Origin of the sequence: Paenibacillus periandrae (genome assembly GCF_022458865.1) — a bacterium.
GTDB lineage: Bacteria > Bacillota > Bacilli > Paenibacillales > NBRC-103111 > Paenibacillus_S > Paenibacillus_S periandrae.
In genome coordinates this window covers 64,628-82,423 of the sequence record NZ_JAJNMU010000005.1, presented here as the reverse complement: position 1 = coordinate 82,423, position 17,796 = coordinate 64,628, and the positions used below count along the sequence as shown (strand labels likewise).

At 48.6% G+C, this 17,796-nt stretch carries 14 protein-coding genes; 10 read left to right on the top strand and 4 right to left on the bottom strand.

What is annotated here, in order from left to right; genetic code table 11:
* Positions 1–160: 160 nt before the first annotated feature.
* The 4 genes from LRL21_RS09395 (at position 161) to LRL21_RS09380 (ending at position 4,771) form a co-directional block, all read left to right on the top strand.
* Positions 161–1,222 (top strand): hypothetical protein, encoded by a 1,062-nt coding sequence (locus LRL21_RS09395; RefSeq protein ID WP_240415517.1) that lies wholly within the window; start codon positions 161–163, stop codon positions 1,220–1,222.
* 780 nt (positions 1,223–2,002) lie between these two features.
* Positions 2,003–2,497: a cation:proton antiporter regulatory subunit gene (locus LRL21_RS09390; RefSeq protein WP_240415516.1), complete on the top strand. Its 495-nt coding sequence runs from the start codon at positions 2,003–2,005 to the stop codon at positions 2,495–2,497.
* A 3-nt stretch (positions 2,498–2,500) separates the two neighbouring features.
* The gene (locus LRL21_RS09385) at positions 2,501–3,727 is read left to right on the top strand and encodes a cation:proton antiporter (RefSeq protein WP_240415515.1); all 1,227 of its coding nucleotides are present in this window, start codon (positions 2,501–2,503) and stop codon (positions 3,725–3,727) included.
* Positions 3,728–3,811: 84 nt separating this feature from the next.
* Positions 3,812–4,771, top strand: coding sequence for a YitT family protein (locus tag LRL21_RS09380; protein WP_240415514.1), 960 nt, complete (start codon positions 3,812–3,814; stop codon positions 4,769–4,771).
* Positions 4,772–4,994: 223 nt separating this feature from the next.
* Here LRL21_RS09380 and LRL21_RS09375 read toward each other — a convergent pair whose 3' ends face one another.
* Positions 4,995–5,135: a hypothetical protein gene (locus LRL21_RS09375; RefSeq protein ID WP_240415513.1), complete on the bottom strand. Its 141-nt coding sequence runs from the start codon at positions 5,133–5,135 to the stop codon at positions 4,995–4,997.
* A gap of 27 nt (positions 5,136–5,162) precedes the next feature.
* Between LRL21_RS09375 and LRL21_RS09370 the strand changes: the two genes are divergently transcribed.
* Positions 5,163–6,512 carry a histidine--tRNA ligase gene (locus tag LRL21_RS09370; RefSeq protein ID WP_240415512.1) on the top strand — a complete coding sequence of 450 codons (1,350 nt, stop codon included), beginning with the start codon at positions 5,163–5,165 and terminating at the stop codon, positions 6,510–6,512.
* Here the strand turns inward: LRL21_RS09370 and LRL21_RS09365 are convergent.
* Positions 6,445–8,403, bottom strand: coding sequence for a transglycosylase domain-containing protein (locus LRL21_RS09365; RefSeq protein WP_240415511.1), 1,959 nt, complete (start codon positions 8,401–8,403; stop codon positions 6,445–6,447). The genes LRL21_RS09370 and LRL21_RS09365 overlap by 68 nt on opposite strands.
* Before the next feature lie 224 nt (positions 8,404–8,627).
* Here LRL21_RS09365 and rluF point away from each other — a divergent pair, with 224 nt between their 5' ends.
* Positions 8,628–9,329: a 23S rRNA pseudouridine(2604) synthase RluF gene (gene rluF, locus LRL21_RS09360; protein ID WP_240415510.1), complete on the top strand. Its 702-nt coding sequence runs from the start codon at positions 8,628–8,630 to the stop codon at positions 9,327–9,329.
* Between the two features lie 64 nt (positions 9,330–9,393).
* Here the strand turns inward: rluF and LRL21_RS09355 are convergent, their stop codons facing one another.
* The gene (locus LRL21_RS09355) at positions 9,394–10,092 is read right to left on the bottom strand and encodes a response regulator transcription factor (RefSeq protein WP_240415509.1); all 699 of its coding nucleotides are present in this window, start codon (positions 10,090–10,092) and stop codon (positions 9,394–9,396) included.
* 148 nt (positions 10,093–10,240) lie between these two features.
* On the opposite strand from LRL21_RS09355, the gene LRL21_RS09350 reads away from it, so the two are divergent.
* Positions 10,241–12,307 carry a sensor histidine kinase gene (locus tag LRL21_RS09350; protein WP_240415508.1) on the top strand — a complete coding sequence of 689 codons (2,067 nt, stop codon included), beginning with the start codon at positions 10,241–10,243 and terminating at the stop codon, positions 12,305–12,307.
* Between the two features lie 41 nt (positions 12,308–12,348).
* Here LRL21_RS09350 and LRL21_RS09345 read toward each other — a convergent pair whose 3' ends face one another.
* A complete protein-coding gene (locus LRL21_RS09345) occupies positions 12,349–13,218 on the bottom strand; it encodes an AraC family transcriptional regulator (protein ID WP_240415507.1) in 870 nt (289 codons plus the stop codon).
* A gap of 304 nt (positions 13,219–13,522) precedes the next feature.
* Between LRL21_RS09345 and LRL21_RS09340 the strand changes: the two genes are divergently transcribed.
* The 3 genes from LRL21_RS09340 (at position 13,523) to LRL21_RS09330 (ending at position 17,558) form a co-directional block, all read left to right on the top strand.
* Complete coding sequence (locus tag LRL21_RS09340) at positions 13,523–14,695, top strand: galactokinase (protein ID WP_240415803.1); 1,173 nt, start codon at positions 13,523–13,525, stop codon at positions 14,693–14,695.
* A gap of 248 nt (positions 14,696–14,943) precedes the next feature.
* On the top strand, positions 14,944–15,930 hold the full coding sequence (galE, locus tag LRL21_RS09335) for a UDP-glucose 4-epimerase GalE (RefSeq protein WP_240415506.1): 987 nt from the start codon (positions 14,944–14,946) through the stop codon (positions 15,928–15,930).
* Between the two features lie 32 nt (positions 15,931–15,962).
* Complete coding sequence (locus tag LRL21_RS09330; protein ID WP_240415505.1) at positions 15,963–17,558, top strand: UDP-glucose--hexose-1-phosphate uridylyltransferase; 1,596 nt, start codon at positions 15,963–15,965, stop codon at positions 17,556–17,558.
* The last annotated feature ends 238 nt before the right edge of the window (positions 17,559–17,796 follow it).

Below are 17,796 nucleotides of genomic sequence, written 5' to 3'. Positions count from 1 at the left end.
TTCTGCGATGTGCGATTGGGGGCTTTTCATATGGGACAAAACGATTATATTCATTTTATGCAATTTCAGGATACTCACAGTTTTCACTCAGGGTGAATTCAGGTAGGCGCGGTAAGATGATCTTGTAAACAACAAATACAAACTTATGGAGGAATATACGATGAAACTTAACAAAAAATTGGTTGCAACCACACTTGGAGCTATGCTGGCATTGAGCGCAATGGGATCGGCTTTTGCCGCTGACCTTACTACAACGAATCCGAATCCGGGAGTAGCCAAGCCCTATACAGTAAACAAAGATGATGTCGGTAAAGGCGGGTTCCGAGGTGGCGCAAGCTTGGAGAAGCAGGCGGCAGAGAAAGGGATCACGGTTGAAGCCTTGAAGACACAATTGGAGCAGGAGCGTCAGGCCAAGCTGGAAAAGCAAGCAGCTGAAAAAGGCATTACTGTCGATGAACTGAAAGCACAGCTGGAGCAGGAGCGTGGAACCAGAGGCGGTAATAAAGACGGAGGCAAAGGCGGATTCCCTGATGGCTTTGGTGGCGGTCAGGATCTGGAGAAGCTGGCAGCTGAAAAAGGCATTACGGTCGAAGCCTTGAAGGCACAATTCGAGCAGGAGCGTCAGACGAAGCTGGAAAAGCTGGCGGCAGAAAAAGGCATCACGGTGGATGAGCTTAAGGCTCAGCAGGAGCAGGAGCGTGCTGCCAGAGGCGATAATAAAGGTGGATTCCCTGGTGGTTTTGGCGGTCAGGATCTGGAGAAGCTAGCAGCTGAAAAAGGCATTACGGTCGAAGCCTTGAAGGCACAATTCGAGCAGGAGCGTCAGACGAAGCTGGAAAAGCAAGCAGCTGAAAAAGGCATCACGGTGGATGAATTGAAAGCACAGCTGGAGCAAGAGCGTGGGACCAGAGGCGGTAATAAGGACGGAGGCAAAGGCGGATTTGGAGGCGGCCAGAATTTAGAGAAGCTAGCGGCTGATAAAGGAATAACCGTCGAAGCCTTGAAGGCACAATTCGAGCAGGAGCGCCAGGCACAGCTGGAAAAGCAGGCTGCAGAGAAAGGTATTACTGTTGATGAGCTGAAAGCTCAAATCGAGCAGGAGCGTCAGGCGAAGCTGGAAAAACTGGCAGCAGAGAAAGGCATAACTGTAGATGAGCTTAAAGCGCAAATGGAGAAGGGACACGGAAACCGCACTCCCGTTGAAGCAAAAACGCAGGAATAACATGAAAAGGACAAGGGCGGAATTCCGCCCTTTTTCTTGCATTTAAATATACATAATTGCTGAACAACATGCTATACAACCGCTGTTCAAGAATATATACAATGGGACAAGTATCGGCCTTTGGTCAGTTATTTTTTCTGTCAGCGGTTTGAGATCATCAGCGAAATATGGTACACTAATAGTAATCGGAATTGTAACAGTATATAAATTTAAGGGGGGATATGATGATCAATGTTTATAGAGCAGCACGATTATTGAGATATATAGTATTGGCTATTGCATTGATGCTGTCCCCTCCAACAAGTCTGCATGAAGAATATACAACGTATGAGTCCATTCCCGAAACCGCAGCTGCCAATCAGGGAAATAAACCCAAGTTGGCCACCCGAAAGCATTCTTCGCTTTTGCATAAGCTTATGGTTACATCGCAATCCCTCCCGATTTTATTTGTTGTTCTTCACCTTATTTTAAATCGTATTCCTTTACCCCGCTTGAACTTTAAACCCTGTATTTTTATATTACTGAAACGTTTGTTTATGACCCCCATTAGATTCACCTCCACTTTCGTGTCAGTAAATACCTCACTTGCCGTCTGAAAATTTCACCTTTGTGCATAGTGTATTTGTCACGCTTAAATAAGAACGTACGTTCTATATTTCCGAGCTCTATTTGCTATTGCTAAAAATGAATGAAGTTCAGGTATTCCGAAAAAAGAAAGGTTTCTCGGAGGTTATTTGGTTTGTGTATCAACAGGTATGAAAAACAGGAGGTTATTCAAGCATGAACGTTAAAGAATCCAATTTACCAGGGATAGGTAGAAAATTTGAAATCCATACACGTGGTGGGGAAAAGCTGGTCATTATTATTCATGATGACGGCAGACGGGAAATGTATCATTTTGAACACGATGATCCCGATGAAACGATTTCCACAATCACGTTAGATGATGACGAAGCCAGGCAAGTCGCCGCTATTGTAGGAGGTATGACGTATATCCCAAAAATGCTGGAGACGGTTGAAATGGCGTTTGACGAGCTGATAATTGAATGGTACAAAATCGAATCTCATTACAAAAGTATTGGCCAATCTATTGGAGGCCTGGATGTGCGCCAAAAATCAGGTGCAATGATTATTGCAGTCATTGAGAAAAATCATACGAAACACGTAAGCCCGGGTCCAGAGCTCGTTATTCAGAATGAAGCTACGCTTGTGGTGGTCGGAGAAAGACAGCAGCAAAGATTGATCAAACAAATTTTATTGAATGGAAGTGGTTGATATATGGATCATATGATACTCGAGGTAGGTCTTGCGATTGCACTCATAGCGATGGCTGGTCTATTATCAGCCCGTTTGCGCTTTTCGGTTATCCCCTTTTACATTCTGATCGGGATGGCGGTGGGCCCCCATGCGCTGGAGCTGTGGCATTTTGACTTCCGCTTTATTCAAAGCACACCGTTAATTGAATTCATGGGCCGGATTGGCGTGCTGTTTCTGCTCTTTTATCTGGGCCTTGAGTTTTCAGTGGGGCGTCTGATCAAATCTGGAAAATCGATTGTGAAGGGCGGATCGATTTATATCGGGATCAATTTTATGTTAGGCCTGATGCTCGGTTGGATTGCTGGATACCCGTGGGCCGAGGTGCTTGTCATAGCCGGGATTACGACGATTTCGTCGAGCGCGATTGTGGCCAAGGTACTGGTTGATCTGAAGCGGACCGCTAACCCTGAGACGGAGATGGTACTGGGCATTACGATGTTCGAGGATGTATTCCTTGCCGTCTACATTTCCATCCTGTCAGGTCTGGTGCTGAGCAATTCCTCCAGCTTTGGAGGGGTACTGCTGACTGCTGCAATTGCACTGGGCTTCATGCTTCTTGTCCTGTTTGTCGGACGCAAGGCGGTTCCGCTTTTGAATCGGGTGCTGAACATTAGGTCCAATGAGTTGTTCGGTTTGGTGATCTTTTCCATGCTGTTTCTGGTCGCCGGCTTTTCTGAGACGATTCACGTCGCTGAAGCCATCGGAGCGCTATTAATTGGCCTTGTTATGGCAGAGACCGACCATGCCAAACGGATTGAACACCTGATCATGCCCTTCAGGGATTTCTTCGGTGCCATTTTCTTCTTCAGCTTCGGATTAACGATCGATCCTATGGCATTAGGCGGGGCCAGCTGGCTGTCGCTTGCCGCGGTGCTGATCACCCTGATTGGTAATTTCACTGCGGGGATGCTGGCTGGGATGAATGCCGGGTTATCCGTTAAATCCTCGCTGAATATTGGATTCACGATTATGGGACGTGGAGAATTCTCGATCATCATGGCTAATTTGGCCAAAGCAGGCGGATTAATGCCGGTTCTCCAATCCTTCGCCGCACTTTACGTTCTCATTATGGCGATTTTAGGGCCGTTATTGTCCAAAGAGAGCAAGCATATCTATAAATTTCTCGACAAAATATTTAAGTTCAAGGAGAGGCCCAAAAAGAAAATCAGCAAGGCAGTCCAGGATTAAGCTATGTAAATTGATGTTCTGAAACGCTAGCTCGGAACCGGCTGTCATGGCCTGGATTTCAAAGTGAAAGAGGAGGAACTAAACATGTTACGTGCTGCGATCAACCAGGTACAGTTTGCTGCTAGAGGCAAGTCGGCGAAATCTCGCCACCGGGGGAGTCATATCCTGATTGTGATCCTGGGAGGTATTCTGGCCTCTGTTGGGCTGGAGCTTTTCCTCATACCTAATAAAATCGTCGTTGGCGGCATGACTGGAATTTCGGCGCTAATGTCCCATATGACGGAAATGCGGATTGGCTTACTGTTGTTCCTGTTTAATTTGCCATTCATTGTTCTGGCTTACCGTCATATCCGATTGGAGTTTACGATCATGACTCTTCTTGGGATCATCGTGCTTTCACTAAGCTCGATCTTTCTTCATCCTGTACCGGCATTGTTGGATAACAGTCTGTCGGCTGCGGTATGTGGAGGTGTGTGTTTGGGGCTGGGGATCGGCATGGTTGTCCGCTACGGGGGCACCTTGGATACCCTTGAAATGAATGAAAGATATTTGGCAAGACATCGTGGATTGTTATCCCCGGAAAATGTGATCATGATGATGAATTGCAGCATCTTAACAGCAGCGGGCTTCATATTTGGTTGGCAGCAGGCGATGTACTCCATTATTGCCTATATACTGGCGTTTGAAATGCTGCATGTCTCGATTCGTGGCAACCATGGGCTGCTTCCTTACCGAACACTATGCATCATGAGCAGCTGCGGTGAAGAAATTGAAAGGGCAATCCAGCTCCGTTTCCATAAGCTCGATGATCCTGTAGAGCTGAAGGTAAGTAGTGTAAGCCCGGCTCAAGGGATTGGCGCAAAGCCGATGTGGGAGCCAACCACGCGACCTCCCCAATTTCTGATGTATACCGTCCATTTCCTGGATGTGATGAGGCTGAAGGCGATTATTAAAAATATAGATCCAGCTGCCAGTATCGCGGTGGGTGCTGGCCGAGTAAGCCAAGCGGGTAATGTAATGAAGAAATTGGACAATAAACAGTAAACAAAGCACATGCTCATCAGGATAGCTTGGATAGAAAACCAGGTAAATCGAGCAGGAGCACTTTTTCTGGCCCCAGACAAATGGCTGAAGCCAGAAAAGGTATTCCTGCATTCATTGCAGCACACCTATTTGCTTACAGTTGCATAAAATAAGCGACTCCGCTATAATCAATCTCAATACGTTGAAGGAGAGAATACCTATGTCTATGTATACATGCCGGATCTCAAAACTTCATCATCACAAGCAGCGTTAGCACACCTGTTACGATAACAGGGAGGGCTAACGCTAATCGCGTTGGCCTCCCTGCGACATACAAGGCGCGCGGGACCAGAGGTCCTGCGCGTTTTTTTGTTTTCTTTTCCATAACGAATGAAGGAGACGTGATTTCTGTATGCAAAATGTAAAAGGAACGTTTGATTATGTAGGTGCGGAGCAGGCACTTCGCAAAAAGGTGCAGTCGGTGATTGAAACCAACTTTGAGCTGTATGACTTTGATTCCATGGAAACCCCCGTTTTGAATGAGCAGGAGCTGCTAACATCCAAATATGCGGGAGGCGATGAAATTCTCAAAGAAATGTATCAATTGAGTGATCAGGGCAATCGGCAGCTGGGACTCCGCTATGATCTCACGATTCCATTTGCCAAGGTAGTCGCTTTGAACCCAGGACTTGAATACCCTTTTAAAAGGTATGAGATCGGCAAAGTATTCCGGGATGGTCCCGTTAAACGAGGGCGCTTGCGAGAGTTTATTCAGTGTGATGCAGACGTAGTTGGTATTCAGGGTCCGGAGGCAGAGGCGGAGCTGATGCAGCTTGCGGCAACGGTTTTTAGGCAATTGGGCATGGATGTGGTGATTACCTGGAACAATCGGCAGTTTCTGAGTGAGCTGCTGGCTTGTTTGGGCGTGGCTTCTGGCGATGAACGATTATCCGTGATGCTGACATTGGATAAAATCGCCAAGATTGGTCGAGAAGGCGTTCAGGCAGAGTTGAGCACGAAGGGCTTGGATGACGGTGTCACAAGCAACATCATCGGATTGATCAGTATGGATAACCCCACCTTGGGGCAGCTAATCGCACAATTTGACCTCGGGGCTAGTCGTGGCGCTGAGGAGGCTGCTGCGCTTCAAGCGCTTATTGATCAGACCGGATTAGGACTCAGCTGCAGATTTGACCCTTTTTTATCACGGGGCTTATCGTTTTATACAGGCACAGTGTATGAGATTTTTGATAAAACCGGTTTGTATGGCTCCAGCCTCGGTGGTGGCGGGCGTTATGATGATATTATCGGACACCTTGTCGGCCGGGAAGATCTTCGTTATCCGGCTGTAGGTCTTTCCTTTGGTATGGAATCGATTATGGAGTTGCTGCTGGAAAAGGAAATGCCTGTCGCACCCAGTTATGTGCTCGTCCTGCCTATAGGAAGTGAGCAAACACCTCTTGCCCTGCAAGCAGCCACGAAGCTGCGTTCCGCAGAGATTCGTACACGTGTGGACGCCAGCGGGCGTAAGCTGAAAAAGTCGCTAACCTCCGCAGCGTCCAAAGGAATCCGGTACGTCATTTTGATAGGTGAAGCTGAGGCAGTCCAAGGTCAGGTTCGTTTAAAGGATATGAATGAAATGACCGAGAGTGCCATGCCGATTGAAACGGCTGTCCTGACGATTCGGGAGACATCTACCGTGATCGTAATGCCGGTTCAGCAGACGGATTACGCGAGACGCCCGGAATCGGAAAAGGAGTAACCGGCGCGTCGCGCAGCACTCTGCTCATGATCCGATTGAACAGCGCGGCAGGCACGGCCCCTCCCGAGGTGACCAGATAATGATCGCGGTCTGTCTGATCATAGCCAAGCCAGATCGCCGTTGTCAGCTCCGGCGTGAAGCCAACAAACCAAGCGTCCTTGGCGCCATTGGCGCCGATGCCGCTGAACTCCGGCGTGTCGGGCAGCTGTGTGGTGCCCGTCTTGCCTGCGGCGGGCCGCCCGATCGCGGCGGCCGAACCGGTTCCTGACTTGACTGCTTCCTGCAGCAGTAAAGTCAGGTCATAAGCCACAGTCGGCCGCGTCAATACGACCGACTGTGGCACGGCCTCGACCAAGGTATGCCCATCCTTGGTCGTAATTTTCAAGATGGCGTGAGCCTTCTGCATCACGCCGAGATTGGCGATGCCGCCGTAGGCCTGCGCCATCTGCAGGGGTGATACGCCCTCGGACAAGCCGCCGAGGGCCAAGCTTAAGCTGCGGTCGGCCGCCGTCAGCGGAATGCCTGCCCTTTGTACGAAGTCCAAGCCGGCTTCAATACCGATTTGGTTCAGCAGCCAGACAGCGGGAATGTTCCATGAACGTAGAATAGCCTCCTTCAAGGTAACCTGTCCGCGTGTCTGTCCGTCCCAGTCTCGTGGTCGGTAACCGCCAATATCCAGCTTACCGTCATACAGGACGGAGCTCGAGGTGTAGCCGCGTTCGAGGGCAGGTCCGTATACGGCCAACGGCTTGAAGGACGAGCCTGGCTGGCGGCGCAGCTGGGTGGCATGATTGAAGCCGCGGTATACCTGCGGTCCGCGTGTGCCGATCAGTGCACGTATGCCGCCTGTCCGATGATCCATAATAACGGCGCCGCTCTGTATCATTTGGTCTGTCCTGCTTTCAGGGAACAGGGAATGCTGCCCATAAATCTCTTCAGTCGTTTGCTGGATCACTGGATCGAGATCCGTGTAAATCCGCAAGCCCGATGTTAGAACTTGTTCTTCTGTAAATCCATACAGCTCAGCGGCCTCTTCGATGACGTAATCCACATATGAGGGATATTTTCCCTTCAAGGATTCTTCATTTTGCTGTTGAAGTGTAATGGGCTTAACGATCGCTTGGTTGTAAGTGGCAGTCGTAATAAATTGCTGTTCCTTCATGAGAAGCAGCACCAGATTGCGGCGTTCGAGCGCCTTATCTTTGTTTTTGGCAGGTGAATAGGTTGTGGGTGCTTTTGGCAGTGCCGCCAACAGAGCCGATTCCACCAGATTCAGCTGGCTGACCGGCTTGGCGAAATATTCCTGAGCGGCACCCTGAACGCCCCAACGCCCCTCGCCGAAATAAATGCTATTCAAATACAGTTCCAAGATTTCATCCTTGCTGTAGGTCATATTGATTTTGAGCGCATAGGCGGCTTCCTTCAGCTTGCGGCTGATCGTTTTATCCGATTGCAGGAACAGATTTTTGGCCAGCTGCTGAGTCAGCGTGCTGCCGCCCTCCTTCATCGACCCGGATATCAGGTCCCGCCATAGCGCTCGGGTAATTGACCATAGATCAACACCGGAATGCTCATAGAAGCGTCGGTCTTCAACCGCAATCACTGCATTACGCAGCTCTAACGGTATTTGCTTCAATGGCACGGGTTCAATACGCGATGAGGATAGCTGAGAAGCAGGCTGGGCATTTCGGTCCATGATCAGTGTCGGCTCAGGGAGCGGATGCTCCAGCTTGCTAATATCGAGCTGATTCACCCATAACATACCTGCGCCTGTTAACAGCAGCCCTCCCAATAATATAGAGCCTGTGATCCATAAGCTGATTCGCCGCCATCGTGAACGTTGAAGGCCAGACCGTGGCTTCTTCTGCTCGTGTGTCGACAATGATTGCATAGTATTCCCCCGCATTCTGTTTAAAGCATTGTCGAATTCTGTATAGTTTTACGGCTGTTAGCTCCATTACTAAGTTATTCGCAGCAACGACGATTTTTTAGCACGTTTCATTTCGCTGGACACAATCGATGCAAGTCAAAGATCTCTTAGCCTTAGGAGTTTATTGCTCGGAGAGGGGGACGTGGTATAATGGATGGAGTTTATTAACAAGTGGAGTGACATAGATGAGAATTAATAAATTTATTAGTGAAACAGGCTTTTGCTCGCGTCGTGCCGTAGATAAGCTGGTTGAAGAGCAGCGTGTTACGATCAACGGCAAGCTGGCCGAGCTGGGCAGTCAGGTCCAGGAGGGTGATCAGGTATGTGTGGACGGGCGTCCAGTGCTTGCCAAGAAGCCGCCTGTGTATATCGCCTTGAACAAGCCGGTAGGGATTACATGTACGACAGAACTGCATATCAAGGGCAATATCGTCGATTTTGTCGGGCACCCGGAACGGATTTTCCCAATCGGTCGGTTGGATAAGGATTCAGAGGGCCTGATTCTGCTTACGAATGACGGAGATATCGTCAATAAAATTTTGCGTGCAGAAAACGACCACGAAAAAGAGTATATCGTGACAGTAGACAAGCCGATCAGCACGATGTTCTTACAAGGAATGGCTGGTGGCGTGAGGATACTGGGCACCATGACGAATCCTTGTACCATAAACCAGTTGGAGACAAGAACCTTCCGGATTATATTGAAGCAGGGCTTGAATCGGCAAATTCGTCGGATGTGCTCGGCGTTGGGTTATGAGGTTAGAAAATTGAAACGGGTTCGGATTATGAACATCCTACTTGAAGGGATCGGGGTAGGGCAGTGGCGTGACCTAACGAAGCAGGAAATGGATGAACTGCTGCAGCGTATTGCCTATGACCGAAAATAAATTTGTATGCAGCTATAAGCAGTTCTGGTATGTATAGAGCTAATCGTTTATATAGCCGCAGCATTTACAAATTGCTGTTGAATTTATAGCCAACGCCGCGCACGGTTTGAACGTAAGTAGGCTCGGCAGGATTGGGTTCAATTTTCTTGCGAAGGTTGCTGATATGTACAAGCAGTGTTCGGGTATCGCCGTTGCTGTCCATACCCCATGTTTTTTTGTAGAGATGCTCAATCGGGATGACTTTATTCGGCTTTTTGGCTAGAAGCGCCAGCAGATCAAATTCCTTGGATGATATGGGTGCGAGCGTCCCGCTTGTCCATACATTGCGGGTGAGCAGATCAATTTCGAGGCCGGGAAAGCTTAGCTGTTGTGAATCCTCTTTTTGCTGATCCGAAAGCTGCTTGCGTCGCAGATGGGCTTTGACACGGGCTACCAGCTGGCTGGGACTGAAGGGCTTGGTCATATAATCGTCGCCACCGGTGCCGAGACCAAGAATAATGTCAGCATCTTCTTTTTTACAGGAAATGAATAAAATCGGAACGTTGCTGGTCTGGCGGAGCTGTCGACAAATCTCGATACCATCCATGCCTGGAAGCAAAATATCCAATATAACCAGGTCCGGAGCAAATTGATCCATATACTCAAATACGCTTGGACCATTGTGTGTGCTTTGCACTTTATAGCCTTCTTTGACCAGATACATTTGTATCAACTCAACGATTTCAGGCTCGTCATCGACGAGTAAAATTTTTTCTCCTGCCATTAGCTCCTCCTTGTATATACCGTAGCTGCCCTTCTGTGATTTCAAATTTTACGGAAAGTAAGTGGTATGGATTCCTAAATATTATCTTTATTATATATGGACTCTTGTCCTTTGTGCCATCCTTTTATTATGTACTAGCGGCTGCGAAGTGGATAAGCCTTCATCGTCTCCAAGCAATATCAGTGGGTGGGAGGCTGTTCAAGGTGTACAAAATTTACGAGAGTGGAATTTTGACAGCAACCGTGTAGCTTCGTTAAATGGGCAATGGGAATTTTATTGGGATCAGCTTCTAAATCCTAACCAGATCGCTGCACTCCAAGATCAGGAACGTCCGATTCAATGGATCGAGCTTCCACAAGCATGGAACGGTCAGGAGGTGGATGGAGAACGGATATCGGGAATGGGGTATGCTACTTTCCGCCTTCAGGTACAGCTGAACCCGTCATCCCGCGTGCTTGCCGTGGAGCTGCCGATGATCCGCACAGCTTATCGAATGTGGATAAATGGGAAATTCGTTGCTTATGGCGGAAGGGTTGGCGTCAATCGGGATGCCTCAACCCCGGTGAATTACCCGCAGCTTGTGCTTTTTCCACAGGCAGGTGCAGATAAGCTGGATATCGTGATTCAGGTATCGAATTTTGATCATCGGTATGGAGGCATTGAGAGCGAGCTCATATTAGGTGAAGCCAAACAAATGGTAGCCCGTCATGATCGGCTGATGGGAATCGATATGCTGCTGGTTGGCAGCCTGCTCTTAATGGGATTTTATAATTTGGGTCTATTTTTGATCCGTGTGAAGGAAAAAAGCCCCTTATATCTGGGTTTGTTTTGTCTGCTGGTAGGTGTTCACACGATGCTGGTGGGAGAAGGCGCCATGTTCAAGCTGTTTCCCCGTCTGGATTGGGTGATGAGCATGCGTTTGGAATATGTATGCTTTTATTTGAGCACAGCTGCCGCACTCGTATTCTGTTATTCATTATATCGTAAGGAAACCAGCAGAGCTATTGTTCAATTTACCCTCTACAGCTGTGCGATCTTTACTGCAGCTACACTTCTGGCACCTCCACATGTGTTTACCTCCATGGTCATGGTCTATCAGTGGTTGAATGCTGCAGTGATCATTTGTCTGGTCGTTACTTTAATTAGAGCTTTTGCGGCAAAAAGAGAGGGTGCTCGCCTTATTTTATCAGGTGTCATCGTCTATATGGTCATGGCAGCTATAGATGCAGCTAAGTATGATCAATGGATTGATTTCGGTGGCGTATCACCGGTGGGTCTGTTCTGTGTCATTTTTATGGCCTCCTTTGTCATCAGCATGAAGTCGGTTCAGGCATTTGCTTCTGTGGAAACCTTGTCCCGTGAGCTTCGTGACCTGAACATGAGGCTGGAATATCGGATTAAGGAGCGTACTGCGGAGCTGGAGCAGTCGAATCTCACCTTGGCCCGGACGAATGAAGATCTGGCACGGCTCGAAACGTCACGCCGCCATCTCTTAAGCAACATTTCCCATGATCTGGGCACGCCGATGACGCTGATTCAAGGCTATGTAGAGGCATTGATTGATCGTGTCGTGGTTGGAGCCGAGCAGCAGGACAAATACTTGAAGCTCATTTTGGGTCGGATTCTGGGCTTGAATCGATTGATTGGCGATTTGTTCCAGCTGTCCAAGCTGGAAGCGCGGCAAATTGACTTTTTTATGCAGGAGCTGACTATTGCGCAGTTTATTTCTTATTATAGTGAACGTTATATCGTGGAGGTTCATAACGCGGGTTTGCAGTTCGAGTTCCGGTCCACCAGTACGAATGCGCCAGAACTATCGTCGAGGGTGATGATGCTCGATGTGAATCGAATGGACCAGGTGTTTACAAATCTGGTGCATAACGCTATTAAGCACACCTCGGCCGGAGGTCTCATTCAGCTGCTGCTGCAGGAGAATGAGCATGACCTTCTGCTGATGGTTCAGGATACGGGAAGCGGAATCGCACAGGATGATTTGCCTTATGTATTTGATCGATTTTATAAAAAAGACAAGTCACGCAATTCTGCGGCAGGCGGCAGTGGCCTGGGGCTTGCGATTGCCAAGGAAATCGTTGAGTTTCATGGGGGCAGCATCTGGGCGGAGAGCCTGCCTGGACAAGGAGCGCAAATATGCCTGGTGCTGCCTCTGAGAGAAGCTGATCCCGCGAGCGCCCTCTCTCCAGATGAGACCTACTAGCCGATAAGGCTGTTTGGAGCAGGTTCCAATGCCTTCGCGGATTACAGCCGATTCATCGCATCCCGGTAATCGGTTGGCGACATCCCATACAGCCGCTTGAATTGCTTGGAGAAATAGAGCGGGTCCTGGAAGCCGACAGAGGATGCAATCTGCTCGACAGTGAGCTCCTTGCGCTCGCGCAGCAGCAAACGAGCCTTGTCAATTCGCAGCCGCAGTAAAAAGGTGACCGGTGTCAGACCCGTATGCTTCTTGAACAATGTCGACAAATAAGCGCGATTGTAGCCAAGCGTCTCTGCCATCAGTTCAATCGTTATGGGCTCTGCATATTGGCTGGATAAGTAGTGCAGCGCCTGCTGGGCGATCTGCTCGCCACTGCCGGTTAAATGAAGATCGCTTTGCTGCTTGGGCTGCAGTGCCTGTGCATATTCGGCCAATAGCAGATGAAGATACCCAACCGCCTTCAGTCCGGCGTGAGCTACTCTGGCTTGGAAGGCAGCCTGTACTTGATGATAGATCACCGCGATATGGCGCTTACCGCCGGTATGGACAACAGGCTGCTGTGAGGATAGCCCAATGCTCTCGAGCAAGGGGGCTGCTTGACTCCCTTCAAAAGCCAGCCAGCGGTAATGCCAAGGCTCTGCTTCATCTGCCACGTAGCTGATCAGCTTGCCGGGCTCAATCAGGAAGCTGTCGCCCTGTCCAAGCTGGTACGTATGTCCCTGACAGGTATAGGTACCGCAGCCTGATTGAATGTAATGCAGCAGGTAATAGTCCACGACCTTGGGTCCTGGCTTATGTCCAGGCTTGGTTTGACTGCTGCCAGTAAACAGCACCGCCAAATTTTCCTGCTCGGAAGGCTGCGGATTGGAAACAACATAGTAGCTTTCCGTACGTTTGATTGGACTGGTCATTTGGTTACCCCTCGCTTCATGGATTAGGACACAGCAATATAGGATAGGGTGGATGGCTCTGATCGATATGTCGATGTGCACAGTACGTCCAGGTCGGTACCGATCTGCTGCTGAGAATATCTGCTTTATTTTCATTTTACAATAGTTGCTCATCCAAAGCATTAGCACACGCGCAATAATCTAACATTTTTCCATGCCCTACTAACATCCCTCCATAGTGAAAAAGAAAGCGCAGACGTATACTAAAGAGGTAGCAGACAGCAGTGAACCAACAAGTACTCAATATGATACAGGCGGTGTAATGATGGCAGACTTACAAGCATTGAAACGTATATTTGTTGAAAAATTCGGTGAAGACGATGAAGCTATCCGAGTATTCCGTGCTCCTGGCAGAGTTAATCTCATAGGCGAGCATACGGATTATAACGGCGGTTACGTATTTCCTGCTGCACTTACTTTCGGAACGACGATGCTGGTTCGCAAAAGACAGGATGGACAGCTCGGTTTTGCGTCAACGAATTTCCCTGAACACAAACATATTTCCATTCAAGGTATTGTATTCGACAAGGCAGACGACTGGATCAACTATCCAAAGGGGATTATTGACCAATTGCAGCAGCAGGGAATTGAGATTGGCGGCTATGATATTTTATATAGCGGTGCAATCCCGAATGGCTCTGGCCTATCCTCATCCGCCTCGATTGAGGTTGTTACCGCGTATGCCTTGTTAACACTGGAAGGCCAACCGACGGATAAAGTGAAGATCGCGCTGCTGTCCCAGAGAGCGGAAAATCAATTTATGGGTGTAAACTGCGGGATTATGGATCAATTTGCCGTAGCTATGGGTAAGCAGGATCACGCCATTCTGTTAATGTGCGATACGTTGGAGTACAAGCATGTGCCGTTTGACAGTGGTGCCTATAAGCTGGTTATCGGAAACACGAACAAAAAACGTGGGCTTGTCGATTCAGCGTATAACGAAAGGCGCTCTCAATGCGAGCAGGCGGTTGCTGATTTGCAAGGCCAGTTCCCTCAGCTGACGCTGCTGGGTCAACTGACGCTGGAGCAATTTAATGAGTACCAGCACCTGATTACCGATGAAACCGTACGCAGACGTGCGCAGCATGTAGTTGAAGAAATTCATCGTGTACTGGAATCGATGAAAGTGCTGGAGAAGGGTGATCTGGAAGCCTTTGGGCAGCTGATGATTGGCTCCCACAATTCGCTTCGCGATCTGTATGAAGTGACTGGCCTGGAGCTGGATACGATGGTCGAGGAAGCGTTGAAGGTGCCAGGTGTGCTCGGTTCAAGAATGACCGGGGCGGGCTTCGGCGGTTGTACAGTTTCTCTTGTGCATGAGGATAGCGTGGATACCTTTATTGACCAGGTAGGCAAGAATTATAAGGAAAAAACCGGCTTGATTGCCGATTTCTACGTATGTACGATTGGCGATGGCGTAAAAGAAATTACGGAGTGATGACTCGTAGTTAGTTATTTCTTTGTAGTAACACTTGCGCAGCAGATGAATCAAAAGCGGAGCGGACGATCTGTTCTGGATAAGCGAAGCGTTCGCCATTGTTCATGGATTTCTCCCTCTAAATATCTTATACAATCAAGAAATCCATGAACAACAGCGATCGTAGGCATACTTCGTCCGCACAGCGGCTCGAATTCATCTGCCCTTATAGGATAATTTTTTTCACTTAATTTTAAGGAGGAACTATAATGGCGATATTAGTAACAGGCGGAGCCGGCTACATCGGATCCCATGCCGTAGCCGAGCTGCTTGCACGTAACGAAGAAGTAGTCGTGGTCGACAATTTGCAGCAGGGACACCGGGAAGCGGTTTTGGGTGGCAAGCTGTATGAAGGAGATATTCGTGACGCAGCGTTTATGGACACTGTGTTCCGGGACAATCAGATCGAGGCCGTCATCCATTTCGCCGCTCATTCTTTAGTGGGCGAAAGCATGCAGAACCCGGCAAAATATTATCAAAACAATGTATTCGGTACATTATGTCTGCTTGAGAAAATGAACGAATACGGCGTCAAAAAAATCGTCTTTTCCTCGACTGCGGCAACCTACGGAGAGCCGGAAAATGTACCTATCCTCGAAAGCGACCGTACCCTTCCGACGAATACGTACGGCGAGACGAAGCTGGCTATGGAAAAAATGATGCGATGGTTTGACACAGCTCATCAAATTAAATTTGTGTCCCTGCGCTACTTTAACGCGGCTGGTGCTCATGCGAGCGGCCGTATTGGCGAGGACCACACGCCGGAGACACATCTGATTCCGATTATTTTGCAGGTGGCTCTGGGCCAACGTCCACATATTTCGATATTTGGTGATGATTACGCTACCTCTGATGGTACGTGTATCCGTGATTATATTCATGTAACAGACTTGGCTGACGCCCACATATTGGCGGTAGAAAAGCTGCGCAATGGCGGAGAGAGCAGTGTATATAATCTCGGTAATGGTACAGGGTTCTCGGTTAAGGAAGTCATCGATATTGCTCGTGAAGTGACCGGTCATCCGATTCCGGCTGTTGTCGAAGCGCGTCGTTCCGGTGATCCGGCTGCGCTTGTAGCCTCATCGGAGCGCGCTCGTGCTGAGCTCGGTTGGAAGCCGAAGCACGATCAACTCAAGCAGATCATAGAAACAGCATGGACCTGGCATCAAAACCATCCTGGCGGCTACGCGAAATAAAGTCGGCATAGAGAAACAGGAGGAAATAGACTGTGGAAGAACAGATTCAAGTAAAGCAAGGAACTAAACAAGATCTTCAAGCGGTGGCTTATGCAGTGGAGCAGCTGCTGGGCTTTGCTGTCAGGGAGGAGCTACTGGAGCCGCTCGATTGCTACGCTGCGCGTAATTCACTGCTGGAGCTGCTGCGTCTGGATGAGCCTTACAGTGGCGAAGTAGAGCCGACGACGACTACCAAAGTCGTGGAGCTGCTGGAGCCGCTGCTGGATTATGCTGCTGCTGCCGGAATTATAGCGGATAACAACACAACGCTGCGCGATCTGCTGGACGCCCGCATCATGGGTTTTCTGATGCCACGCCAATCGCAGGTGGCAAGTGCCTTCTGGAAGACAGCCAAGCTGAATGGCGCCACGCAGGCAACAGCCGCTTTTTACAAACAATGTATCGATTCCAACTATATTCGTGTGGACCGTATTGCCCGTAATCAATATTGGCTATCGCCAACCGAATATGGAGATCTGGAAATTACAATTAACTTGTCAAAACCGGAGAAGGATCCGAAGGAAATTGCAATGCTCAAAAATGTGCCGCAAAGTGATTACCCGAAGTGCCTGCTTTGTATCGATAATGTCGGTTATCCCGGAAGGCTGAATCATCCGGCCCGTCAAAATTTGCGTGTGATTCCGCTCAAGCTCGACGGAGACCCTTGGTACTTTCAGTACTCGCCATATGTGTATTACAATGAGCACAGCATTATTTTTGATCAAGAGCATCGGCCTATGAAAATGTCGATGGCGACCTTTTACCGACTGTTCGATTTTATTGATCAATTTCCTCATTACTTTATTGGTTCCAATGCGGACTTGCCTATCGTTGGCGGCTCTATTCTGAACCATGATCATTTTCAGGGAGGCAGACATCGGTTTGCGATGGAAAAGGCGCCGGTCGAGCACAGCTTCACCCATCCTGAATACCCTAACGTGCGGCTCGGAATCGTGAAATGGCCAATGTCAGTGATTCGCATATCGGGTCATAACAAGCTGCTGCTCCTTAAGCTTGCAGATACAATTCTGAACGAATGGAAGGGTTACAGCGATCCGAATCATGACATTATCGCCTTTACTGAGACTGAACAAGACAACCCGATTCCCCATAATACGGTGACGCCTATCGCACGAAATAATGAGCGTAACGAATATGAGCTTGACCTGGTGCTCCGCAATAACAGAACCAGTGACGAGCATCCGGACGGAATCTTCCATCCTCACAAGGAGCTTCATCATGTCAAAAAAGAAAATATCGGGTTAATCGAAGTGATGGGACTCGCAGTACTGCCGGGACGGCTACAGGAGGAGCTCGCACTGTTGGAACACATATTGACCGGTGAGCTTGCCTTTGATGAACAGATAACCGAATATCCAGAGCATTTGCTGTATAAGCACTGTGCTTGGATTCGTGAATTGCTGGAGACTCATGGAACGGCGATGCCTGCAGATACGGCCAAGCAGGTGCTGCAAACAGCTGTAGGTGACAAGTTCGCCGCAGTGCTGAGGGATGCAGGGGTATATAAGCGTGACGAAGCAGGACTAAAGGGCTTTAAAGCCTTCCTTGCGACGTTAGGTTTTCAATGATATTAGAAGTTACAATGATAGTAGAAGCACTCTTCCTGTATAGGGAGGGTGCTTTTTTTGCATGTTTCTGCATATTGTACGTGTTTTGAGCATTTTTTGACTCCGATCACGGTATTATACCTCACAAATTACACGAAAATACATATAAAAATGGTTGAAAATAGGAAATAGGTCTCACATCTATCCAGCCTATGTGTTATAATTGTTAACACTTAAGTCGCGTAGATTTCAAAGGACG